Raw genomic sequence first — 23,426 nt, forward strand, 5'->3', positions numbered from 1 at the left:
ATTGCCGAGGCAAGATACGCTAGGATGCGGGCGTGAAGAACCAACGCGACGATTTTTCTGCACCTGTCCGGCGCACAATCGAGCGGCGTGCGGGACATGCCTGCTCGATTTGCCAAATCAGCACAACCGGCGCAAATGCCGATGGCTCCGGCGAGATAACCATCGGAACCGCGGCACATATCTGTGCCGCGTCCCCGAACGGTCCCCGATATGACCCCATTATGAGCAGCGCCGAGCGCAGCGCCGCCAGCAATGGAATCTGGTTGTGCCGCAACCACGGCGATGAAGTCGACGACGATGCTAAGCGCTATACCGTCAAAGCCCTGCGCCGGCTGAAGCGCGAGGCGGAGCAGGCATCCTGGCGGCGCGTGAGCGGCCGCATGCCGATTACTTCGATAGGATCGTCCTCCGGAGATGGCGAGTTGCGCGAGGCTGCTCGGGTCGATCTCGCAACAATACGCCTTACCGCACGGTGGCCGCAAAGCGCGGTGGCATTATCAGTCGCAATTCAAGGACTGGAGGAGCCGCTGACAAGCTTCGGGCTTGCAAACGCCGCCCGGGAGCTCGACGACCTGATCCTCGTGGCCGCGCCGGGCATGGGCAAGACGACCACGCTACTCCAGATCGCCGAAGGCGTTCTGGCGAGCGAGCATGGCGTTCCGATCTATGTCGCGCTCGCCGACTGGGCAACCGGCAACCAAACGTTGCTCGGATCGATCCTAGAGCGTGCGGCGTGGCACCTCGAGGCCGAGGCTGACCTGCGCGCGGCAGCGACGCGCGGCGAACTCGTGCTGCTGCTCGATGGCTGGAACGAGCTTGCCCCCGACGCCCGGGAGCGTGCCCGCACCGAGCTCGAAAGGCTGAAAGCCGAGATGCCCGAGCTGGCGCTCATAATCTCGACGCGGCCGCAAGCGCTCGATATTCCATTCACGGGCACGAAGATCGACCTCTCTCTGCTCGACGAAGACAAGCAGCTGATGATCGCGCAGGCCCTGCGCGGCGAAGAGGGCGCCGCGCTGCTCGATCGCGCCTGGCGCACGCCGCATGTGAGGGACCTGGTCGCGATACCGCTATATCTGAACGCGCTCATGCGCTTGCCGCCGGGATCGCCCTTTCCGGAAACGCGCGAAGCAGTCCTCAGGAGCTTTGTCGACGCGCATGAGGCCAAGCCCCACCATCTCGCCAAGCTGCACGCGCTGCTCGGTCCGTTCCAGCGTGACTATCTCGAAGGCCTAGCGCTCGCGGCGAGCGCCGCGGCGACCCCCAGCTTAGACGATGCAGGCGCACGGCGGTCGATCGCCGCCACTGCTTCGGCGCTTCTCGACGATGGACAGATTGCCACGCGGCCGGACTTCACGGCGGCGGTCGCGGCGCTGGTCGACCACCACGTGCTCGTCCGGGCCGGAAACGGCCTCGCCTTCCAGCACCAGCAGTTCCAGGAGTGGTTCGCCTCGCACGCCGTCGAGCGGCAGATCGTAGCCGCAGCGAATGACGAGTCGGACCGCAAAACTCTTCAGCGGTCGATGCTCGATCGACCGGCCTGGGAAGAAGCGATTATGTTCGCGATCGAGCGCATGGCAAGGGGTGACACGAGAGCACAGGATGCCGCCGCCGCCGCGATCCTCTCCGCCTTCGCTGTTGACCCGCTGCTCGCGGCCGAGATGATTTACCGTGCGAGCGACCCGGTTTGGACGAAAATCGCTGACACGATCGTCGGGTGGGTCCGGCTCTGGCACCGTCCTGGTACCTCGGACCGGGCCCTGCGCTTCATGCTCGACACCGGGCGCAGCGAATTCCTCGACTTCGTGTGGCCGATGATCACTGACTCGAAGGACCAAGTCAGTCTCAAGGCGCTCCGCAGTTGCCGGCGGTTCGACGTCCGTCTGCTTGGCCCTTACGGATCTGCGCGCGTCCGCGGGCTTGAACCGGGGCCGCGCCAAGTTTTGCTGCACGAGATTGCGAGCCATGGCGACTTCGACGCGATGGTGTTTGCCGTCGAGATCGCGCGAACCGATCCGGAATCCGAGGTGCAAAGATCGGTTGCCGACGCGCTGATCTTTCGGCGGGCCGATCGCCACCTGAACCGACTTTTGGAAGCTGCCGCCGACTCCGTGTTGGATCACGTCGCCCGGCCGGCCTATCCGCATTTTGTCGCGGAACCTGCCGTAAGCCGGAAGCTCGAAGCGGCGCGCGCGCGCCTCGAAGCCGCTGAACGAACGACCCGAGACCGCCTCCTCGCGATTTTGACCGAGCCCGCCGACCTACAGTTGGAGCAGCAGGTCAGCGATCTCGTTGCCATGTTTGAGCCCGGCGCCGGCGACGATGATGGCTGGCGCCTCTACCAACTCAACGACGAATATAGCCGTGCGATCGCGGACGGACTCCTGCGCCGGCTGCGCGCCGGCAAGCCGCTCGGCTATGGCACGGACGATCTTCTCGCCGGTGCCGGCTATGCGGTCGAGGACGAGGGACTGGTCGCGGTAGCGCTCACCGTGGGCGAGCGCGACTCGAACGCAGCCGCGGCCGCCTCTGTGCTCGGGCCGACGGCGGTTGGTCGGCTGGTCGACGCGCTGCTGCCGATCGCGGCTCGCCTGAGGGATCGGTCGCTGCCCTATGACAAGGACAATTCGGACCGCTATCATGTCTTGGTTGACCGGATCACTAAAGCGCCCGTCGCAAGCCTCGTTGACGCGGCACGTGCGCGGTCGGCCAATGCCGATGCCTCGCTCCTCGTGCTCCTGGCGGACCTGCTGACGCGGAACCGCGACCCTGGGCCCCGCTCCCGTCCGATTGTCGGGGCATTGCGCGACGAGGTTCGCATTCTTGCCGAGGAATGGGCCAAGCGGCTGCTCGCCGATGGCAGCGCGTCCCGGCACGACGTTGCCGAGATCGCCGAGCTGATGGCGATCGTGCCACATGTGAGCCTGCTGCCTGTCCTCCAGCAGATGCTCAATGCCAACCTGGCCCACTATGGCGCCGCACGGGCCGAAGCGCAGGCGTCGGGATGGCGCGAAGGCCGCGCCCGCCATGAGGCGCAGAACCCGCAGACCCATCAATATGCACGCGCCTTCACCGCGATCAATGCGCCCGAAACGCGCACGCTGTTACGCGGCTACCTCGATCATCCGCATTTCGGACGAGAGGCGGCCGAGGTCATCTGCAGGCACTGGATTGAGGCTAACGAGCCGCAACGCGGTCAAATTTTCCCCGCTAATCCTGATTATGCCCATGTTCGCACGCGACGGGCGCTACGCCTAGCCGATCCGCACCGCACGGACCCCGACGCCGAGGCGATCTTCGCCGTCGTCGAGCGGCTGGTCGGAGAATCGTCGAGCGACGAGCAGCATGCCCACGCGCTCGCCCTGGCCTGTGTAGCGGCACGGCTTCCACATGGCCGGCGCCCAACGACCATCGATCGACTGCTCGCCCTCGCGCATCGCCGCGTCGCGCCGCGGCTGATCGCCTCGCTGATCCAATCCGGCGAGGTCATCCGAACCGAAGTTGTCCGACGTGGCATCGACGCCGTGTTCGAGGAAGCGAAGACCAAAACCTGGATGCTCCACGGTTCGGACTCCTATGAGCTCAATGACTGGCTGCGCCTACTACCCTTCACCGACGATTTATCGGCAGCGGTCGAGGTGCTGTGTGGGATACCGCCCGAGCATCGCTCGGTCGACCGGATCGCGCCGCTCGTCTCCAACTTGGCCTACTCGGCAAGCTCGGGAGTCGAAGAAGCGCTTTTCGCAATTGCCGACCTCGAGCCCAAAATCCTTCGTGAATATAGCTGGTACACGACCGCGGCCGCTCTGGGCTCTGAAAGCGCGGGGTTGCGGCTCGTCGCGCTAACGGCGGCGGAGCAGGCCAAGGGTTCCAAATCATCGGTCGGCAGCTGGCGGTGGTCGCAGGATCTCGGCGAGCTCATAAAGACCTTTCCCCGCGTGAGAAGCGATATCTATGCGCGTCTCGCCAACGCCGAACCGACGGCCGGGGCGCGGCAACTGGCCGCGGCCGTGTCCAACGCGCTCGATGCGGACGGGCTGTTCCTGATCATCGAGCTCGAGCGCCGCTGGAATCTCCGGCTGCTGAGCTATCACGACATCCGCAACGTCGTCACCGAGCAGGTGCCCGCGCCGGGCTGGAGCAACGCCTTTTCGATTGTTCCCGTTGCGGTTGCCGGTCTGCGCCGGCGCCTTTTGGCGGATACAATTGACGGGAGCACAAAGGACTTGGCGGCGCGCGCGCTCAACGCCATCGACGAGATACGGGACGAATATGGCCGCGCGGTGGACGAGCCCCGCCACCCGGACCTTTTCTCGGGGCGGCCATGGCCGATCTTAACACCAGACCCCGACGCGACAGCCATCTAGACCATTTGAGGTCGGTCGGACCTCCTAGACGTCTCAGCGCTATTCTTTCGGAGCGAGCGTCCGGTCACTGGTTACTCCGTGATTCTTTGAACTACCGTAGTGGGCGCATTGCCGCCTCCTGATTTCGCTGAACGAACGTCCGCTTCAGCCACCCGAAGCCTGAAAGCAGACCAGCCGCTTCCCACCACTAAAAGGCGTTCGAAGCCCCCGCTCGACAACATGGAAAAAAACAGTCGAGGCCAGCGGTTCCCACAAGTGACCAAATCGGCTTCCACTAAAACTTGAAGTAGAGCTTAGAATCACCTGTCAGCCGTCTGGATCTGAAATTTGTAAAGGATCGAATGTAAAAATATCCGGAAACTGTGTTCTCAACGTATTGCTAATTATCATCTTAGAGGCGTGCTTCGTTTCCCATCGCCGCTGCTGTCTACTTTTTGGAGCAGTAGATTTATGATCCATGATAATAGCTGAGGATACTTTCTCCATGGCAATAATAGCGTCAAAACCACCCTCATGGCTAGCTGCTGCCATTATTATAGAAATGGCTGCATCAATGCTAAGGCCATTTGATTGGCTAAATGATCTAAGCAATGTGACGGCATCGCTGAGCTGCGTCTTAAAAATATCATTTGAAACATCAATGTTCATCGACGTCACGCCTCCGGCAGTTCAGAGGCGGCCCGGCGTAAGCCGGGCGTTGGAAACCCTGCGCTAGGACAAGGCGCTGCCGCCTTTGGGCAAGCCTTGGACATGCGCGACAGCCGCCCGGCCGAAATGCTCGACCGGACCTAGCGATTGTCGGGGTTTCCACGCCCCGCGGACGGGATATACCGTCCGCATGTGCTGCGTTACAAAGCTTCCGTAATAGTGCAAGACCGTTCTGAGCTCGTGAACGGCGGATGGCTACGTTTGCGAAAACATCAATGAAACCGCTGGGCCGAAGTTCGGCGATGAAATTGGCGTAGGCGCAAGTATGGCCGTATACGTAAGCCGTCGGGTCTGACGTGATCTTAGTATATTCCTCGCATTGAACAAGTAGCGGCTTGCTAAAGAATTGGCCGATTATAAATAAGCAATTGCGTGACGGCATTTTGATATTCCGATTTGGGAGAGGCTACACCAGCTGCCCAGCAGCGCTATCGGTTCGGCTATCAAACGTTGCGCATCTTGCCTTATCCGACTGTGTGAGAACAAACCGTAATAAGACGCAGCAAGCTTAAGGCCCCAAAGGTCTGCCGGTGCGCTGTTGGAAGGTACAGATGTGCGCCACCGGCCGGCAGACCCTTGCACGGGCTAGTGGTACCTTCCCGACCACTTGGAAGGCGACTTAACGCCGTCGAGACGCTTAGAACAGTAAGCCAACAGTTTAACGAGCATAAATTATCTGGGGTGAAACGTGCCTAAGCGACGAATTCTTCGTGATAATCTGAACGCTGACTGCATAATTTTGGTATCAAGATAATATGAACTCGGCTTGCGGGTCGCCTCGCTGGGTTTGCCCGCGCGGTTCGTGCGCTGGCGCGATAGCGGCGGGCGGCGGTTGATCGCGACACGGGCGTATTTTCCCGACACGATCGACACCGCCGTGCGCCAGAAGGCGCGCTGGGTAACGGGAATCGCGCTGTCGGGCTGGGACCGTACCGGCTGGGGCCCCCGCGCACATGCTGCCGAATATTGGATGCGAATGCGCGACCGGCGCGGATTGCTGGCCGTGGCGGCGCTGGTCGCCGCCTATCTGGCGCTCGTCGGCTGGGGCATATCGTCGCTGGCCCATGCCGTTACCCGCAGCGAGGCGGCGGCGGTCGGCCCGGGGCTGCGCGTGCTGCTGATGCTCAACACCGGTTTGTTGTGCTGGCGGCTGAGCGCGCGGGCGCTGCACACCGCCGCCGAACATGGCTGGCGCGAGGGGTGCTGGTCGCTACCGCGCGCACTCGTCGCCAACTATATCGCGATGCTGGCGGCGCGACGCGCCCTGGTGCGCTATGTCGCGATCCTGTTCGGTGCCGCACCGCTCTGGGACAAGACCGCGCACCGCTTCCCCGAACAGCTGCCGGACGTGTCGTGAGAAGGGGCGGGCGACCGCTGCGCTTTCTGGTGCTGGTGTTCGGCGCGTGGATCGGGCTTCGGATCTGGCAGCTCTGGCCCGACCCGCCGGTGCCGGAGATGTTCCGGCAGGTCGTGCGGCGGAGCGCGACGTTGCGCGATCCACCGCGAACGGTGATCGTGTCGCGAACCACGAGCGACGTCGCTCCGGCACCTTCGGCACCGCCGAACCAACAAGCGATCGCAGCGCCGCGGTTCGCGGCGGGAAGTGCGGCGGCGGACGTCGTTGCATCGGCGGCGCAGGTCGACCCTGCGGAAAAGGAACGAGCTTCATCGGCCTATACCCTCGGGCTGCTCGGGATGGTCCGCTACGGAACCCCTGCGCCCCCGGCATCCGGTGCGCGGCGCTGGTCGGCGAGCGGCTGGGCAATGCTGCGCGGAAGCGGCGCAGGGGGCGGGGTGGCGACGCCACAATTGGGCGGTTCGCAAGCGGGGATCAGGCTCGCCCGGACACTCGACCAAGCGAGCCGTCTTGCCATCGTCGCGCGGGTCGCAGCGGCGCTCGATACCCGCCAGCAGGAAGCAGCGCTCGGTCTCGACTGGCAACCGACCGCCTTGCCGGTACGCATCGTGGCGGAACGGCGGATCGGGCTTGCCAACCAACGTGGTGGCACGGCCATCGGGCTGGTCGGTGGGGCGACCGATCGGCCGCTGCCGGGCGGCTTTCGGCTCGACGGCTATGCACAGGCCGGGGCGCTGCTCCGCGATCGCGTCGAAGGTTATGCCGATGGCGCGCTTCACCTCACCCGGCAGGTCGTGAGCAGGGGCGGCAGGACGACCATCGCGCTGGGGCTCGGCCTGTGGGGCGGGGCGCAGCGCGACGCGGGACGGCTGGATATCGGACCCGCAGCGACGCTCGACATACCCGTCGGAAGCGCGTCGCACCTGCGACTCGCGGTCGAGTGGCGGCAGCGTGTCGTCGGCGACGCGCGCCCGGCGTCCGGGCCGGCGCTGTCGATCGGCACCGACTATTGATGGCATCGCGCCCGCGAAACGGCTAGCGCTTCGAGCCGTCATGGACATCTATCTGCCGATCGCGAACCTGTCGGTGAACGCGCTGGTGATGATCGCGCTGGGCGCGGGCGTCGGCCTGCTGTCGGGGATGTTCGGGGTCGGCGGCGGGTTCCTGACCACGCCGCTGTTGATCGTTTACGGCATCCCGCCGACCGTCGCCGCCGCCTCGGCCGCCAGCCAGGTGACCGGCGCGAGCGTGTCGGGGGTGTTTGCGCATTTCCGGCGCGGCGGGGTCGATACGCGAATGGGGACGGTGCTGGTGATCGGCGGCGTCATCGGCTCGCTGTTCGGCGCGTGGTTGTTCCGATTGCTCCAGCAATGGGGACAAATCGATACGACGATCGCGATCACCTATGTGCTGCTGCTCGGTTCGATCGGCTTCATGATGCTGAAGGAAGCGGTCGACGCGATTCTTGTCGCCAAGGGGCGGCGGAGCGCACCGGCGCGGCGGCGGCGGCACCATCCGCTCGTCGCCAGCCTGCCGTTCCGCACGCGCTTCTATGCCTCGGGGCTGTACATCTCGCCGCTTGCGCCGCTGCTGCTCGGCTTCTTCACCGGCATCCTGACGATCCTGCTCGGGGTCGGCGGCGGGTTCGTGCTGGTGCCGGCGATGATCTATCTGCTCGGCATGTCGACCGCGGTGGTGGTGGGGACCAGCCTGTTCCAGATCCTGTTCGTCACCGCCGCCGCCACGCTGGTGCACGCCACCACCACCAAGGCGGTCGATATCGTGCTGGCGGGATTGCTGCTGATCGGATCGGTGGTCGGCGCGCAGGTCGGCGCGCGCTTCGCAGCCAAGGCGCGACCGGAATATCTGCGGCTCGCGCTCGCGCTGATGGTGCTGTTGGTGGCGGGGCGGATCGCGCTGGGGCTCGGCTGGCGACCCGACGAAATCTATACGGTCGAGCTGTCGTGAGGGCCGCGCTGCTGCTCGTCGCCGCGCCGCTGCTGATGGCGCAGGCCAAGCCGGTGCTGGTGCCCGACGTCTCGCAGCGCGAGATCGACATCGCCTATAGCTTCGCCGGAGCCGAGCTGCTGTTGTTCGGCGCGATCATCTACGCCGGCGGACGGACGCCGACCGACACCAAGGGCGCGGACGTCGTGGTGGTGGTGAAGGGCCCGACCCAGTCGATCGTGATTCGCGAGAAGGAGAAGGTCGCCGGTATCTGGGTGAATGCCGGGCGGCTGCGTTACCGTTCCGCGCCGTCCTTCTATGCGGTCGCCTCGTCGCGGCCGCTGAACGAGCTGGTCGATGCGCGCACCCGCGCGATCTACGAGCTGGGGCTCGACAGCCTGCAATTGTCGCCCGCTTCCGCGGCGCCGTCCGACGTGCAGGATCGCTTCACGCGCGGGCTGGTCGAGCAACGTGTGCGTACCGGGCTGTTCTACGAAGCGCCGCGCGCGGTCGAGATCAGCGACGGCGTGCTGTACCGCGCGCGCGTGTCGATCCCGGCGCGTGTGCCGGTCGGACGCTTCACTGCCGAGACCTTCCTGGTGCGCGACGGGCGCGTGCTGGCGGTGGCGGTCCGCGATATCGACATCCGCAAGAAGGGCTTCGAGCGGTTCGTCGCGCAGGCGGCCGATCGGCACGAATGGCTGTACGGCGGCGCGGCGGTGTTGCTGTCGGTCGCGCTCGGCTGGGGCGCGGGGCGGCTGGCGCGGCGCTGAGCGCGTCCACCCGATCTTTACGGAACGGGCGGTAAGGCAGGCACTTCCTTGGCCTTGGACGTGCTTTCGCCCATGAACGACATTCCCGGCTCGCACGCCTTCGACGCCGCGATCGCCGCTGCCTTTTCGGGCGCGGGACCGGCGGAGGACGACGCCACGGCGATCGGCTTCGTGTGCCAGATCGCGGGGGGCCGCGGCGAGCTGTTGCTCGATCGCGCCGCGCTCGACGGCTTGCGCGCGCATCGCGATCCGGTGCTGGCGATGGCCGGGCAGGTCGGCGGCCAGGTGAAGGTGCGGGTCGGGGCGACGTGGTTGATCGCGACGACGCGCGCGCTGCGGCTGGCCGACGATCGCGGCGAGGCGGTGATCGCCGAGGTCGATTTCCTCGGTGAGGGCGATGAGGAACGGCTGACCGGGCGGATGCAGCGCTTTCGCCGCGGGGTGACCAGCTATCCGATCCCCGGTGCGCGGGCGTTTGCGGTCGACGGGCATGAACTGCGCGAGATCTATGCCGCGCGCGGGCGGGCGGCGATCGAGATCGGCACGGTGCATCCGAGCCGCGACGTGCGCGCCGCGCTGTATGTCGATGCGATGCTCGGCAAGCATTTTGCGCTGCTCGGCTCGACCGGTACCGGCAAGTCGACCGCCGCCGCGCTGATCCTCCACCGCATCTGCACGCTCGCGCCGCAGGGGCATGTCGTGATGATCGACCCGCACGGCGAATATGGTGCGGCGTTCGGCGAGGCCGGCGCGCTGTTCGACGTCTCGAATCTCCAGATGCCGTACTGGCTGATGAACTTCGACGAACATTGCGAAGTGTTCGTCACCTCGACCGGCGCCACACGGCAGGTGGATGCCGATATCCTCGCCAAATGCCTGCTCGCCGCCAAGGCCAAGAGCCGGGCGGGGCAGGAGATCGCCAGGCTGACCGTCGATGCACCGATCCCGTATCTGCTGAGCGACCTGATGCAGATCCTGCAGCAGGAGATGGGCAAGATGGACCGGGCGGGGGATACGTCGCCCTACCTGCGGCTGAAGAACAAGATCGACGAGGTGCGCGCCGATCCGCGTTACGGCTTCATGTTCTCCGGCATGTTGGTCGGCGATACGATGGCGGCGTTCGTGCAGCGGATCTTCCGTCTGCCCGGCGACGGGCGGCCGATCTCGATCATCGACGTGTCGGGGGTGCCGAACGAGATCACCTCGGTGGTGGTCGCGGTGCTGGCGCGGATGGTGTTCGATTTCGCGATCTGGTCGCGCGGGGAGGCGCAGCGGCCGATCCTGCTCGTCTGCGAGGAGGCGCACCGCTACGTCCCTGCCGATCCGGCGGCGCGCGGGTCGGTGGCGCAGATTCTCGGGCGGATCGCCAAGGAGGGGCGCAAGTACGGCGTCGCGCTGGGGCTGGTGACGCAGCGGCCGTCCGATCTGTCGGAGGGGGTGCTGTCGCAATGCGGGACGATCATCTCGATGCGGCTCAACAACGATCGCGATCAGGCGTTCGTGCGCGCCGCGATGCCCGAAGGCGCGCGCGGCTTCCTCGACGCGCTGCCCGCACTGCGCAACCGCGAGGCGATCGTCTGCGGGGAGGGCGTGGCGATCCCGATCCGCGTCGCGTTCGACACGCTGGAGGAGGGGCGGCGTCCGGCGTCGGACGATCCGGTCTTCTCCGCTTTGTGGCGCGAAACGGGTGGCGAGGAGGCGATGATCGCGCGTACCGTCCAGCGCTGGCGCGCGCAGGGGCGTTAGTCGCGCAGCAGGCGCAGCGTCGCGTCGTCGGGGCCGTCGAAGAAGGCGTGCAGCGTGTCACGCACCGCGACGGGCGCGCCGGCGCGGTCGAACAGCGTGAGCGACGAGCGCAGTTTGATGGCGTCGATCCCGCCCATGATCGCTTCCGCCGAGCGGCCGCGATGGCGGTCGAGCGCGGCGACGCAGGTCAGATAACGCGGGCCGAGCAGCGGGTGCGCCAGATAGGCGCGCGCTTCGGCAAGGTCGCGGATCGCATAATGGCGGGCGGTGGCGCTGTGGCCGAGTCCGGCGATCTGCGGGAAGACGAACCACATCCAGTGGCTCTGCTTCGTGCCGCGCGTCAGTTCGGCGAGCGCGATGTCATAGTGGGTCGCCTGGGCGGAGACGAAGCGGTCGAGGTCCATACCGCCTGCAACGCGCAGTGGCGGCGGGGGTGCCGCGCCGCGGTCAGACGACCGCGGACGTAACGGCGTCGACGTAGAGCAGGAGAGCGGTGGTGGCGAAGCTGGCGGCGCTGAGCAGCAGCGAGCGGGCAAGCGTGGGATAGTTGTTCATCGACGGGGGCTCCGGTCAGGCGATCGGGGTGACGGGGACGGCGGCGCTGACCATCACGGCGGCGACGGCGAAGGCGGCAGCGACCGAAAACAGCGACTGGCGCAGGGCGGTGAAACGGATCGTCATGAGAGGTGCTCCTTGGTCAGCGGCCGGTCCATCCGGCCCATGCCAAGGTGATTGCACGACCCGTGCCAAATGCCCCTCAAGAGGGACGGCGGACATTTTGCGACGCGGGTTGGCGCGATCCGCCAGCCTGATCGGGCAAGATGCGCCAGATTACGGCGTGCTATCCGATGTGATCGTCCGCGCACGCCCCTGATCCTTGGCGCGATAAAGCGCGGCGTCGGCGCGTGCCATCAATGCGGCGCGGCCCTCGCCGACCCGCCCCTCGGCCACGCCCGCCGAGAAGGACACGACGCCGATCGATTCGCCCGTCTCGCGCACGCGCGGGCGGCGTTCCGAGATCGTGCGGCGAACGCGCTCGATGATCTGTGCCGCCGCGTCGAGCGGCACGTTCTCGAACAGCAGCGCGAACTCCTCGCCGCCGTAGCGCGCAACCATCATGCCCTTTTCGGATGCCAGCGTCTGCGCGACCATGCGGATGACGCGGTCGCCGACCGCATGGCCGAAGTTGTCGTTCACGCGCTTGAAGTGATCGATGTCGCAAATCGCCACCGTTACCGGGGTGTCGCGATGGAGCGAGGCGAACGTCTCGTCGAAGGCGCGGCGATTCGGCAGGTCGGTAAGCGGATCGGTGCGTGCCGAGCCGCGCGCCTCGTCCAGCGCGGTGCGCAATTCGTCGGTTTCGCGCAGCGCGGTATCGAGCCGCGCCTCGGCGAGCTGGACGCGGCCGATCATGTCGGCCGTAAGCTGCGTGATCGCCTCGATCCCGGCCTCCGCACCCATGTCGCGCATCGTATCGGCGGAGCGTTGCAGGTCGCGTCCGAAGTCATTGGCCTCGGCATGGACGACGCGCATCGCATCGCCAAAGCCTTCGAGCTGGAACATCATCCGTTCGAGCAGCGCCTGTTGCGCATCGACGTCGCCGGTCATCGTCGCATCGTCGTCCGCGGCGTCGATCGGCGCGCCACTGGCGGTGGTGCCGCCCAGGCTTTCAATGTCCTGGCTGGTCAGCCGCACGCCGCCATCGGTGAGTTCGGCGACGCGCCGCGCGATCAGCCCGGTCGCGTTGGCGACCACTTCATAGGCGAAGGCATAATGCGCCGGATCGGGGCTGAGGCGGTGCGCGGCAAGGAATGCGCCGATCCGGGCGAACAGGCGATCTCCCCCGTTCGCCTGCCCGATATCGACCGCCCTGCTCGCCATCATCCGCCCCACATCGCCCCCAATTCCGGGATCGAAGCAGTAAGCGGCAACTCCTAAGATATAATAACTGCGTGGTTTCAGCGACCTGTCAGGCGGCGCACGGCATCCAGCGAGCGCGTGACATGTTCGGCCGGGTTCATGTCCGACCAGACCGACGCGATTCGGCCGTCGCGACCGATGACATAGCTGGTGCGGCTGGTGACCTGCCGCCCCTTGATCTGCTTGCCGAGTGCGACGTCATAGCCGGCGACGACCTTCGGCCCGGCGCTGGCGACCGCGAACTTGCCCGCGCATTCGGTCGAGGAGAAACGCTGAAGGTCGGGGACGTTGTCGGCCGACATGCCGATCACGGTCGCGCCCGCGGCGCGGAACGCATCGACCTTCTCGGCGAAGGCGCGCGCCTCGGCATTGCAGCCGCCGGTGAAGGCGGCGGGGAAGAAGTACAGCACCACCGGCCCGCGCTTGAGCTGTTCGGACAGCCGCACCGGCACCACCTTGCCCGCGATCGCGCCGCGCGTGGAGAAGTCGGGCGCCTTCGCCCCGGGCGCGAGCGTCGCGGCGGCGGGTGCGGCGAGGGTCAGGGCAGTGACGGCAGCAAGCAGACGGCGCATCGGGACGACTCCGGCAGGAGGAAGTTGATCGACAAGCCATATCATCGCCCACCGGTTCCGCCACCCTGCGGCGGGCTTCCGCAACGCACGGCTTTAGGATAGCGCAGACCGTATGCCAGCCACCCACAAATGCGACCTTGCGATCGTCGGCGGCGGGCTGTCCGGCGCGCTGATCGCGCTGGCGGTGCAGGCGCGGCATCCGGGTATCGACGTGCGGCTGGTCGAGGCCGGCGAGGCGATCGGCGGCAATCACTTCTGGTCGTTCTTCGGCGCGGACCTGCGCGGCGCCGAGCAGGCGCTGGTCGCCCCGGTCGTCGCGCATGGCTGGCCCGACTATGACGTGCGCTTTCCCGGCCATGCCCGCACGCTGGCGCAACCCTATTACACGGTGCGGTCCGCCGCGCTGGACGCGCACGTCCGCAAGATGTTGCCGCGGCGCGCGCTGATGACCGGGCGCGCGGTGCTGGCGTGCAGCGCGACCGCGGTGGTGCTGGCCGACGGCGATCGGTTGAGCGCCACCGGCGTGATCGATGCGCGGGGCGTCGGCGATCTGTCGCTGCTGACCGGCGGGTGGCAGAAGTTCGTCGGGCACGAGCTGCGCGTCGCGGGCGGGCATGGCTTGACGCGCCCGGTGGTGATGGACGCGACGGTGCCGCAGCTCGACGGCTATCGCTTCGTCTATCTGCTGCCGTTCACGCCCGACACGTTGCTGGTCGAGGATACCTATTACAGCGACTCGCCGGTGCTGGACGAGGCGACGATCGCCGCGCGCGTCACCGATTATGCCGCGGCGCGCAGCTGGCGGGCCGAGGTGATCCACCGCGAGCACGGCGTGCTGCCGGTGGTCAGTGGTGGCGACTTCGCGGCCTATTGGCAGTCGACCGGCGCGAAGGTCGCCAAGGCCGGGGTGCGCGCCGGGTTGTTCCACCCGACCACCGGCTATTCGCTGCCCGATGCCGCGCGAATGGCGGTGTTGATCGCCAATCAGCGCGATCTTTCGGGCAAGGCGCTCCACGATCTGACTTTTCGCCATGCCGCGCGTTCGTGGCGGCAACGAGGTTTCTACCGGATGCTCGATCTGATGCTGTTCAAGGCTGCCGACCCCGACCAGCGCTATCGCGTGCTGGAGCGTTTCTATCGCCTGTCGCCCGATCTGGTGGCGCGCTTCTATGCCGCGCGCTCGACCGGGCTCGACAAGCTGCGGGTGCTGTCAGGCAAGCCGCCGGTGCCGGTCGGCCGCGCGATCGCGGCGCTGGGAGGCCGCGCATGACCCGGCGCGCGGTGGTGGTCGGCGCGGGGTTCGGCGGGCTGGCGCTCGCGATCCGGCTGCAATCGGCGGGTGTGGCGACGACGATCGTCGAGTCGCGCGACAAGCCCGGCGGGCGCGCCTATTATTGGCAGCAGGAGGGGTTCACCTTCGATGCCGGACCGACCGTCATCACCGATCCGGCCTGTCTGGAGGAATTGTGGGCGCTGTCGGGGCAGAAGCTGGCCGACGACGTCACGCTCGACGCGGTGCAGCCCTTCTACCGGCTCAACTGGCCCGACGGCAGCAACTTCGACTATACCAACGACGATGTCGTGCTGCGCGCCGAGATCGCCAAGCTGAACCCCGCCGATGTCGCGGGCTATGGCCAGTTCCTCGACTATGCCGCGGGGGTATACCACGAGGGTTACGAGAAGCTGGGCACCGTCGCCTTCCTCGACTTCGCGTCGATGGTGAAGGCGGCGCCGGCGCTGGCCAAATATCAGGCGTGGCGCTCGGTCTATTCGATCGTGTCGAAGTTCGTGTCGGATGAGCGGCTGCGGCAGGCGCTGTCGTTCCATACGCTGCTGGTCGGCGGCAATCCGATGACGACCAGCGCGATCTATGCGCTGATCCACAAGTTGGAGCGCGACGGCGGGGTGTGGTTCGCGCGCGGCGGGACCAACCGGCTGGTCGCGGGAATGGTCGCGTTGTTCGAGCGGCTGGGCGGCACGCTGCGGCTGTCGGACCCGGTGACGAAGATCGAGACGCTGGGCGACCGGGTGACCGCGGTGGAGACCGCCAGTGGCTGGCGCGAGCCGGTCGACATGGTCGCGGCAAATGCCGACATCATGCACGTCTATCGCGACCTGCTGCCTGACTCGGGCGCGGCGCGGCGGACCGCGGCGCGGCTGGAGCGCAAGCGTTACTCGCCGTCGCTGTTCGTGGTGCATTTCGGGGTGAAGGGGACGTGGCCGGGCATCCCGCACCACATGATCCTGTTCGGGCCGCGCTATAAGGGGCTGCTCGACGACATTTACGAGCATGGGATGCTCAGCGAGGATTTCTCGCTGTACCTGCACCACCCGACCGTCACCGATCCGTCGCTGGCGCCCGAAGGCGATTCGACCTTCTACGCGCTGGCGCCGGTGCCGCATCTCGGCAAATATACCGGCGACTGGGAGACGGTGCGGCCGATCCTGGAAAAGCGCATCCTCGACGAGGTCGGGCGGCGGCTGATCCCCGATATCCACGACCGGATCGTGACGAAGTTCAGCTATGCGCCGACCGACTTCGCGCACGACCTGAACGCGCATATGGGCAGCGCGTTTTCGCTGGAGCCGATCCTGACGCAGAGTGCCTATTTCCGGGTGCATAACCGGGATGATGCGATCCCGAACTTGTTCTTCGTGGGCGCGGGGACGCATCCGGGGGCGGGGATTCCGGGGGTGGTCGGGAGTGCCAAGGCGACGGCGGCGTTGATGCTGGGATGAGGGCGGGGCGCGTTGACATTGGACAGGTTATTGTCCATCTTTTGCGTCATGCAAGCCGTCAGCTATTCCGAAGCCCGCGAGAACCTGAAGTCGATGATCGACAAGGTCGTCGCCGACCGCGCGCCGTTGGCGATCACGCGGCAGCGGGGTGAGGGGGCGGTGCTGGTGTCAGCGAGCGAATGGGCGTCGATCGAGGAGACGCTGTACCTGTTGCGGTCGCCGAAGAACGCCAAGCGGTTGCTGGAAAGCATCGCCGAGTTCGAGGCCGGCGGCGGCGAGGAGCATGAGCTGCTCCGCCCGTGAACGTTCAGTTTTCGTCGCGTTCGTGGGCCGAATATGTCGATCTACATGCGCACGATGCCAAACTGTTCGCCAAGGTCAACGCGCTAATCGAGGAATGCCGGCGGCACCCGTTCAAGGGGACGGGCAAGCCGGAGCCACTGGGCGGCAACCTGTCAGGCTGGTGGTCGCGCCGGATCAGTCATGAGCATCGCTTGGTGTATCGCGTGGCAGGGAGCGGTGCCGAGCAGGTGCTGCAGGTCGCGCAGTGTAGATATCATTATTGAAGCCGGCGCTCTGACCGCCGGGCTCCTGTCGATCGTCTTGTTTGGATAATCCAGAGGAGCTGAGAAGTTACTCCGCCGTTGGCAGGTAGACCTCGCCACCCTTCTCCTTGAACCGTTCGCTCATCGCCGCCATCCCGGCCTCGGCGTCCTCCGCCGCGACGAACGTCTCGACCGGCGCATTCTGCTTCGCCGCGAAGTCTCTCACTTCCTGCGTGATCTTCATCGAGCAGAATTTCGGGCCGCACATCGAGCAGAAATGCGCGGTCTTCGCGCCTTCCGCGGGCAAGGTCTGGTCGTGGTACGACTCCGCCGTGTCGGGGTCGAGCGACAGGTTGAACTGGTCGCGCCAGCGGAACTCGAAGCGCGCGCGGCTCAGCGCGTCGTCGCGCAGCTTGGCGGCGGGGTGGCCCTTCGCCAGATCGGCGGCGTGCGCGGCGAGCTTGTAGGTCACCACGCCGACCTTCACGTCGTCACGGTCGGGGAGCCCGAGATGCTCCTTGGGCGTGACGTAGCAGAGCATCGCGGTGCCGTACCAGCCGATCATCGCCGCGCCAATCCCGCTCGTGATATGGTCATAGCCCGGCGCGATGTCGGTGGTGAGCGGCCCGAGCGTGTAGAAGGGCGCCTCGCCGCACGCCTCGAGCTGCTTGTCCATATTCTGCTTGATCTTGTGCATCGGCACATGGCCGGGGCCCTCGATCATCACCTGCACGTCCTGTTCCCAGGCGCGCTTGGTCAGTTCGCCCAGCGTGTACAGTTCGGCGAACTGCGCCTCGTCATTGGCGTCGGCGATCGCGCCGGGGCGCAGGCCGTCACCGAGTGAGTAGGCGATGTCATAGGCCTTCATGATCTCGGTGATCTCGTCGAAGCGTTCGTAGAGGAACGATTCCTTGTGATGCGCGAGGCACCATTTCGCCATGATCGAGCCGCCGCGCGAGACGATCCCGGTCACGCGCTTGGCGGTGAGCGGGACGTACGGCAGGCGAACGCCGGCGTGGATCGTGAAGTAATCGACGCCCTGTTCGGCCTGTTCGATCAGCGTGTCGCGGAAGATCTCCCACGTCAGGTCCTCGGCGATGCCGCCGACCTTCTCCAGCGCCTGATAGATGGGCACGGTGCCGATCGGCACCGGCGAGTTGCGGATGATCCATTCGCGCGTGTCGTGGATGTTGCGCCCGGTCGACAGGTCCATGACCGTGTCCGCGCCCCAGCGGATCGACCAGACCAGCTTGTCGACCTCGGCTGCGACGTTCGAAGCGACCGCGCTGTTGCCAATATTGGCGTTGATCTTGACCAGGAAGTTGCGGCCGATCGCCATCGGCTCGGATTCGGGATGGTTGATGTTGTTCGGAATGATCGCCCGGCCGCGTGCGACCTCGTCGCGGACGAACTCGGGAGTCACGTAATCGGGGATCGCCGCGCCGAAGCTCTCGCCGTCGCGGATGTACTCGCGCAGCATCTCGCGACCGAGATTCTCGCGCGTCGCGACATATTCCATCTCGGGGGTGATGATGCCGCGGCGGGCATAGTGCATCTGGCTGACGTTCGCGCCGGCTTTCGCGCGCAGCGGACGGCGGTTGACGTTCGGGAACGGCTGGACGCCGCCGGAGCGGTCCGGGCCGAGCTGGCCATTGTCTTCGGGGCGGATCTCGCGCGCGTCATAGGCCTCGACATCGCCGCGCGCCAGGATCCAGTCGCGGCGCAGCGCGGGCAGGCCGGCGGCGATGTCGATGCGCGCGGTCGGGTCGGTGTACGGGCCGGAAGTGTCGTAAACGTTGAGCGGCGGCTCGCCGGAGGAGGGATCGAGGTCGATCGCACGCATCGCGACGTTCAGCGGGCCGACATGGATCTTGCGGCTGCCGCGGATCGGGCCGGTGGTGACACCGATTTCGGTACGGGCGGGAACGTCGGCCATAAGTCTTCTCTCCAACTCGAGGGGAGGAAGACGGAGGCCGGAGGTCGCCGCATCCACTCCCTACGCCGGTGTCAGCCGGATCAGGTTCAGCGGGTCGAGGACTGCGGTCCTCCTCTCAACCGCAGCATCGGCGGTCCCCCGGGGAGCGACCGGTATACGCGCGTCCGCAGTGCGACAGCAACGAAAAAGGCCGCACTCCGTCGGATGCGGAATGCGGCCCTGACCGTGATGTAGAGGGCGTCAGGCGAAATTGCCGCTGCTGCGCAGGGAATCGATCGAGTTGTTGGTGCCCGCCGGGAAGAAGCCGCCTGCGGTCGCCGCCGCCTTGGTCAGATAGACGATGTTGTGGACCTGCAACGTGGTGCGGCTGTAGGCGATCGCGTTGGTGTCGGCGGGGACGATATTGGCGACCTGCGCGCCATTGACCGTCTTGGTGATCCCCTCGTCCAGCTCGTTGAGGTTGGGGAGCAGCGTGGTGCCGACCCCGTCGAGGCTGTCGCGATAGTCGGAGATCGCATTCGCCTTGGTGATCGCGTCCGATGCCCCGGACACCAGCGTGCCCATCCTGTAGAGTTCCGCGCGGATCAGCCCGGCGTGATAGGCTTCGGCCGCGAGGATGCCCGCCGCCGCTTCCAGATAGATCGCGCTGCTGATGAGCGGCGATGCGCCCTTGTACGCGGTGACGCCGACGTCCTCGAACAGATAGGCGGCGAGCAGGAAGCTCTTGTCATCGGCATAGGGATCGAAGGTGTCGTTGGCACCGATGATCCCCGCGTTGCGCGCCGCCAGCGTGAAGGCGCCGGTCGTCCCGCCGTCGATGTTGATCGCCGGCTGGTTGATCACCTGCGCGGCGTTGACCGAGGTGATGACGGCGCGCAGTGCGTTGACGTGCGCCAGCTCGTCGGCGGCGATCTCGCGCGCATAGCTGGCGATGATCGGGTCCGAGAACGTCACCTTGCGCCCGCCCGTAACGCCGCCGCGCTGGCCGACCGTGCCGGTCAGGCTCGCTTCGGGAAGCGACCGCCCGAAGGCGGCGAAGGAATAGAATTGCGCCTCCAGATATTCGAGGTTCAGCGCGAGCTGGAGGATCGCGACGTCGGTGGTGACGCTGCCCGTCGGGGTCGGCGTCGGCGTCGGGGTGGGGCTCGGGCTGGTGCTGTTGTTGTTGTCGCTGCCGCACGCCGACAGCAACGCGAGCCCGCCGGCCGCGGCGGTGCCGGCGCCGGCCAGCTTGAGGAAGCGGCGGCGCTCGGCCCGGCGGACCTCGGCCAGTTCGAGCGCGGCGAAAACGGAATCCTTGATCATGGCGTCATTCCCTAATGCGGGGCGTATGGGACGAAAGCGGGGAGGCGGTGGAGACCGCCTCGCGTCAGGCCGATGCCGCGCTCGTCTTGATGTTGCCGTTGACCCCGGCCGGGAAGAAGCCGCCGCTCGTCACCGCCGCCTGGTTGAGATAGACGATGTTGAGCACCTGCAACGGCGTGCGGCTGAATGCGATGCCGTTGGTGTTGAGCGGCGCGATGTTCGACACGTCGAGCGACACGCCGTTATCGACGATCGTGCCGGTCGCCAGCCCGCTGTCGTCGACCGGACCGATGCCGCGCACCAGATCCTCGGTCGGATTGCCGTCCAGCGTATCGCGCGCCTTGGAGATGGCGGTGGTCGCCTCGATCAGCTGGAGCGAGGGGGTCTGTAGCCCCTTGCGGTACAGCACCGAGCGGATGATCGCGGCGTGATACGCCTCGACCGCGAGGATGCCGGCCGCCGCCTCCAGATAGATCTTGCTGTTGATGAGCGCGGGTGCCGCGCCCTTGTAGGCGGTGACCCCGACGTCCTCGAACAGATAGGCGCCGAGCAGGAAGTTCTCGTCCGAGGCGTAAGGGTCGAAGGCGACGCCGTTGCCGACCAGCCCGGCGGCACGCGCGGCGGTGCTGAACGCGCCGGTCGCGCTGGTGCCGAGATCGATCGTGGGCTGCGCGAGGAGCGACGATGTCGTGAACTGCGCGCGCAAGAAGCGGACGTGCGCCAGCTCGTCCTGATAGATTTCCTGTGCATATTGCTGGACGATCGGGTCCTTGAACCCGACCGCGCGGCCCCCGGTGGCCGCGCCCGCGGTCCCGACCGCGCCGCTGATGTCGGCGGCGGCGAGCCCGCTGCCGGTGACGGCGAAGGCGTAATAATTCGCCTCCAGATATTCGAGGTTCAGCGCGAAGTTGAGCACGTCGACCTCGGTGAAGGTCGAAGTCGGGGTGGGGGATGGCGAGGGCGAGGGCGAAGGGGTGGGCGTCGCTGTCTGCGCCTCTGCCGTCCCGGACAGCGTCGCGGCGGCGGCCGCGGCCCCCAGCGCGCCGGTGAAGAAGGCGCGACGCGAATCGCGGCGACGCACACGCGCGTCGAGCGTCTCGATCAGCTGCTCGCTATCGGTCATGGCAGGCTCGTCCCTTCTATTTACTCGCGCCGGTACGCGGCGTTGATGCGCGTGATAGGCCAGCAGCGGGCGGGGGGCAAAGACGGGATTTGGTTTTTTGGTGAGGTGGCCTGCCAACCGTCGTCCCGGACTTGATCCGGGACCCCGCTTCTTTTCGACAGAGATTACGAATGGGAGCCCGCCGCGGCGAAGCCGCGTCGTCGGTCGGGGCGGTGCCCCGCCGGCCGGTCTTGGGCGAGGTCGACGGAGCGGTTCTCCGTCGGCCCGCCCTGCGACTAGAACGTATACCCAACACCCAGCGCCGCCAGCCACTGGCTGCGCGAGCCTGCGACCGACACCACCGGCGTGTCGCCGAAGTCGTTGAGCATCTTCTTGTAGGTGACCCCGCCGATCGCCTTCCAGCCCTTCAGCAGATTGCCGGTCAGCGAATAGGTGCCCGCCACGCCGACCGTCCAATGCTTCCACCCGCCGCGGGTGCGATATTGCGGCAGCCCGCTGGCCAGCGACTGCGCGGCGTCGACGTCGAAATAGGTGCGCGCGAAGCCGCGCTCGACGCGCTCGGCCGAGGCGAAGAGGCCGACGCCGGCCTTCAGGCTGAGCGGCGTGAAGTAATTGACCGACGGCGACCAGATGCCGCTGTCGTGCACGCCGCTGACGTCGTGGCGATAGCTGAGCGAGGCGGAGAGCTTGTCATAGGGGCTGGTGAGCACGCCGGTCTTGCCGAGCCCGACATAGCCGCCCAGCTCGAACGCGGTATCACGCTCGCCCAGCGCGCGAATGCGGCGATCGTCGATCGCCTTGTTGTTGGTACGGTTGAAGTTGATGACGCCGATCGGGCCGGCCTGCACGTCCCAGCTCGGCCCGGACGGATTCGGGATCAGATCGATCGACGCGCGATTGCCGAGCACCTGGAACGCGAAATTGTGGAACGAGCCGATCGCCGCCGGGCCGGGGACGACGCGGTAATTGTCCGAACCTTCGTAGTCCGGCAGATAGGCCGCCGCGACCGCGACGGTCACCGTGTCGCCGACCAGCGCCGGATCGGGTGTCGGGTTGGGCTCGGCGGGTACCGAGGCGCTCTGCGCGAGCGCCGGCATCGCGAGGCAGGCAAGTGCGGCGGCGAGCAGCGCGCGGGCGGCGGAACGGTTGACGTACACGTAAATTCCCCTTTGGTCTGCGCGCCCAACCGTCCGCGGGGAATTTTGCTCCATGTTGCTGGTTACAGCATGTAGCGCATTCGAATCTGTTGCTCTTCGGCATCAGTGGTCAGCGAGAAGCGCGCCGCGGAGAAACGCGGCGGGCCGAAGCGGATCGCGGGGTTGCGCGAGAAGCCGAACCCTTCCTTGGGGATGCCCGCGAACGTATCCAGCTTCTTGTTGCCGTTCTCGTCGTGGATCACCGCCACCGCATAGTCGCCGCGCGGCAGCGCGGGGAAGCGGATGCTGGTCTGCCCCGCGGGCACCGAGCGCGTCACCGCGTCGCGATCGTCGACGCAGTTCGGGAAATTGTCAGGATCGGCGGTCAGGCACAGCCGCAGCATCCCCTTGGACGAGCGCAGATGATCGATCTCCACCTGCAGCGAGCCGACCGGCGCCGCGCCGATCAGCGGCACCGCCAGCAACGCCAGCCCCACCGCGGCGCGCCGCTTTCGCGTGATCGCGCGCGAAATCGCCGAGCCCATCGTCTGTGCCGCAGAGCCGGTCCCAGAAGCGGAAATAAAGACCATAGTTACATCCGTACCGTTCATGGTGCCGCTGGTGATGGCTGGCGGTAATCAGCCACCGGCCCACCCGTCCCCCCCACATGAACTGCGGGAACATTTCCCAGCCCATATGGTTGGTAACCCCCATAATCGTCATGACCGTCAGCACCACCCCCAGTGCGGCGACATGGATCGGAATCACGAAGACCAGTAGCGGAATGGCAACAGCGCCGGTCACCGCCTCGATCGGATGAAAGGCCATCGCCGCCCATGCCGTCGGCGGGCGGCTGGCGTGGTGCACCGCATGCGCCAGCTTGAAGACGCGCGGACGATGCATCCAGCGATGCGTCCAGTAGAACCATGTATCGTGCGCGATCAGGTACAGCAGCACCGACACCGGCAGATACCATAAGGGAAAGGCATGGACGTCGTCGTAGATCCGCGTCCAGCCGCGGTTCTGCCAGCCCCAGGCGATGATCCCGGCGGGCACGCCATAGATGCCCGCCGAGGCGAGGCTCCACAGGATCTCGCGGCGGATTTGCGGGTCCAGCCCGGCATAGAGCCGCGGGTGCTTCAGCCGTGTGGCGAGTGCGAAGCCGGCGCTCGCGGCCAGATAGCGCACGCCGACGATGACGCTCATCGCCAGCGCCGACAACAGGATAGCGATCGTGGCGGACATGGCATCG

Annotated in this window: 20 protein-coding genes and 1 riboswitch; of the genes, 10 read left to right on the forward strand and 10 right to left on the reverse strand. The window is 66.5% G+C overall.

Annotation, left to right across the window (positions count from 1 at the left end; all coding sequences use genetic code 11):
* Positions 1–32 precede the first annotated feature (32 nt).
* Entirely contained in the window at positions 33–4,367 is a 4,335-nt protein-coding gene (locus PGN16_RS12680; protein ID WP_335309758.1) for an NACHT domain-containing protein, read from the forward strand.
* A gap of 306 nt (positions 4,368–4,673) precedes the next feature.
* Here PGN16_RS12680 and PGN16_RS12685 read toward each other — a convergent pair whose 3' ends face one another.
* Positions 4,674–5,015: a hypothetical protein gene (locus PGN16_RS12685; RefSeq protein ID WP_335309759.1), complete on the reverse strand. Its 342-nt coding sequence runs from the start codon at positions 5,013–5,015 to the stop codon at positions 4,674–4,676.
* Positions 5,016–5,877: 862 nt separating this feature from the next.
* Here PGN16_RS12685 and PGN16_RS12690 point away from each other — a divergent pair.
* From PGN16_RS12690 to PGN16_RS12710, 5 genes are all read left to right on the forward strand, one after another.
* A complete protein-coding gene (locus PGN16_RS12690; RefSeq protein WP_335309760.1) occupies positions 5,878–6,432 on the forward strand; it encodes a hypothetical protein in 555 nt (184 codons plus the stop codon).
* A gap of 29 nt (positions 6,433–6,461) precedes the next feature.
* The gene (locus tag PGN16_RS12695; protein ID WP_335309761.1) at positions 6,462–7,445 is read left to right on the forward strand and encodes a hypothetical protein; all 984 of its coding nucleotides are present in this window, start codon (positions 6,462–6,464) and stop codon (positions 7,443–7,445) included.
* Between the two features lie 40 nt (positions 7,446–7,485).
* Positions 7,486–8,400, forward strand: coding sequence for a sulfite exporter TauE/SafE family protein (locus PGN16_RS12700; RefSeq protein ID WP_335309762.1), 915 nt, complete (start codon positions 7,486–7,488; stop codon positions 8,398–8,400).
* Positions 8,401–8,435: 35 nt separating this feature from the next.
* The gene (locus tag PGN16_RS12705; protein ID WP_335310334.1) at positions 8,436–9,152 is read left to right on the forward strand and encodes a TIGR02186 family protein; all 717 of its coding nucleotides are present in this window, start codon (positions 8,436–8,438) and stop codon (positions 9,150–9,152) included.
* Between the two features lie 72 nt (positions 9,153–9,224).
* A complete protein-coding gene (locus PGN16_RS12710; RefSeq protein ID WP_335309763.1) occupies positions 9,225–10,898 on the forward strand; it encodes an ATP-binding protein in 1,674 nt (557 codons plus the stop codon).
* Here the strand turns inward: PGN16_RS12710 and PGN16_RS12715 are convergent.
* The 3 genes from PGN16_RS12715 to PGN16_RS12725 all read right to left on the reverse strand — a co-directional run bounded on the left by PGN16_RS12715 (position 10,895) and on the right by PGN16_RS12725 (position 13,390).
* Positions 10,895–11,302 (reverse strand): DUF1810 domain-containing protein, encoded by a 408-nt coding sequence (locus tag PGN16_RS12715; RefSeq protein WP_335309764.1) that lies wholly within the window; start codon positions 11,300–11,302, stop codon positions 10,895–10,897. The two genes, PGN16_RS12710 and PGN16_RS12715, sit on opposite strands and share 4 nt — an antisense overlap.
* Positions 11,303–11,729: 427 nt before the next feature.
* The gene (locus PGN16_RS12720) at positions 11,730–12,779 is read right to left on the reverse strand and encodes a GGDEF domain-containing protein (protein ID WP_335309765.1); all 1,050 of its coding nucleotides are present in this window, start codon (positions 12,777–12,779) and stop codon (positions 11,730–11,732) included.
* A gap of 77 nt (positions 12,780–12,856) precedes the next feature.
* Positions 12,857–13,390: a peroxiredoxin gene (locus tag PGN16_RS12725; protein WP_335309766.1), complete on the reverse strand. Its 534-nt coding sequence runs from the start codon at positions 13,388–13,390 to the stop codon at positions 12,857–12,859.
* Between the two features lie 112 nt (positions 13,391–13,502).
* Here PGN16_RS12725 and crtY point away from each other — a divergent pair, with 112 nt between their 5' ends.
* Genes crtY through PGN16_RS12745 form a run of 4 tightly spaced genes read left to right on the forward strand, consistent with a single transcriptional unit; the run spans position 13,503 to position 16,695 of the window.
* Positions 13,503–14,660, forward strand: coding sequence for a lycopene beta-cyclase CrtY (gene crtY / locus PGN16_RS12730; RefSeq protein WP_335309767.1), 1,158 nt, complete (start codon positions 13,503–13,505; stop codon positions 14,658–14,660).
* Positions 14,657–16,129: a phytoene desaturase gene (locus PGN16_RS12735; protein ID WP_335309768.1), complete on the forward strand. Its 1,473-nt coding sequence runs from the start codon at positions 14,657–14,659 to the stop codon at positions 16,127–16,129. Before crtY ends, PGN16_RS12735 begins: the two co-directional genes overlap by 4 nt.
* Positions 16,130–16,177: 48 nt before the next feature.
* Positions 16,178–16,432, forward strand: a complete 255-nt coding sequence (locus PGN16_RS12740) for a type II toxin-antitoxin system Phd/YefM family antitoxin (RefSeq protein WP_335309769.1) — start codon at positions 16,178–16,180, stop codon at positions 16,430–16,432.
* Complete coding sequence (locus tag PGN16_RS12745; RefSeq protein WP_335309770.1) at positions 16,429–16,695, forward strand: Txe/YoeB family addiction module toxin; 267 nt, start codon at positions 16,429–16,431, stop codon at positions 16,693–16,695. Before PGN16_RS12740 ends, PGN16_RS12745 begins: the two co-directional genes overlap by 4 nt.
* A 67-nt stretch (positions 16,696–16,762) precedes the next feature.
* On the opposite strand, the gene thiC is transcribed toward PGN16_RS12745, so the two are convergent.
* From thiC to PGN16_RS12775, 6 genes are all read right to left on the reverse strand, one after another.
* Positions 16,763–18,610 carry a phosphomethylpyrimidine synthase ThiC gene (thiC, locus tag PGN16_RS12750; RefSeq protein WP_335309771.1) on the reverse strand — a complete coding sequence of 616 codons (1,848 nt, stop codon included), beginning with the start codon at positions 18,608–18,610 and terminating at the stop codon, positions 16,763–16,765.
* A gap of 40 nt (positions 18,611–18,650) precedes the next feature.
* Positions 18,651–18,761: riboswitch (TPP riboswitch) on the reverse strand.
* An 89-nt stretch (positions 18,762–18,850) separates the two neighbouring features.
* Positions 18,851–19,915, reverse strand: a complete 1,065-nt coding sequence (locus PGN16_RS12755; protein ID WP_335309772.1) for a ferritin-like domain-containing protein — start codon at positions 19,913–19,915, stop codon at positions 18,851–18,853.
* Positions 19,916–19,979: 64 nt separating this feature from the next.
* Positions 19,980–21,038: a ferritin-like domain-containing protein gene (locus tag PGN16_RS12760; protein ID WP_335309773.1), complete on the reverse strand. Its 1,059-nt coding sequence runs from the start codon at positions 21,036–21,038 to the stop codon at positions 19,980–19,982.
* 275 nt (positions 21,039–21,313) lie between these two features.
* Entirely contained in the window at positions 21,314–22,195 is an 882-nt protein-coding gene (locus PGN16_RS12765; RefSeq protein ID WP_335309774.1) for a MipA/OmpV family protein, read from the reverse strand.
* Positions 22,196–22,257: 62 nt separating this feature from the next.
* On the reverse strand, positions 22,258–22,644 hold the full coding sequence (locus PGN16_RS12770) for a DUF2141 domain-containing protein (RefSeq protein ID WP_443019661.1): 387 nt from the start codon (positions 22,642–22,644) through the stop codon (positions 22,258–22,260).
* The gene (locus tag PGN16_RS12775; protein WP_335309775.1) at positions 22,547–23,419 is read right to left on the reverse strand and encodes a sterol desaturase family protein; all 873 of its coding nucleotides are present in this window, start codon (positions 23,417–23,419) and stop codon (positions 22,547–22,549) included. Before PGN16_RS12775 ends, PGN16_RS12770 begins: the two co-directional genes overlap by 98 nt.
* Positions 23,420–23,426: the final 7 nt, after the last annotated feature.

The sequence above is a fragment of the Sphingomonas phyllosphaerae genome (assembly GCF_036946485.1).
Lineage (GTDB): Bacteria > Pseudomonadota > Alphaproteobacteria > Sphingomonadales > Sphingomonadaceae > Sphingomonas > Sphingomonas phyllosphaerae_E.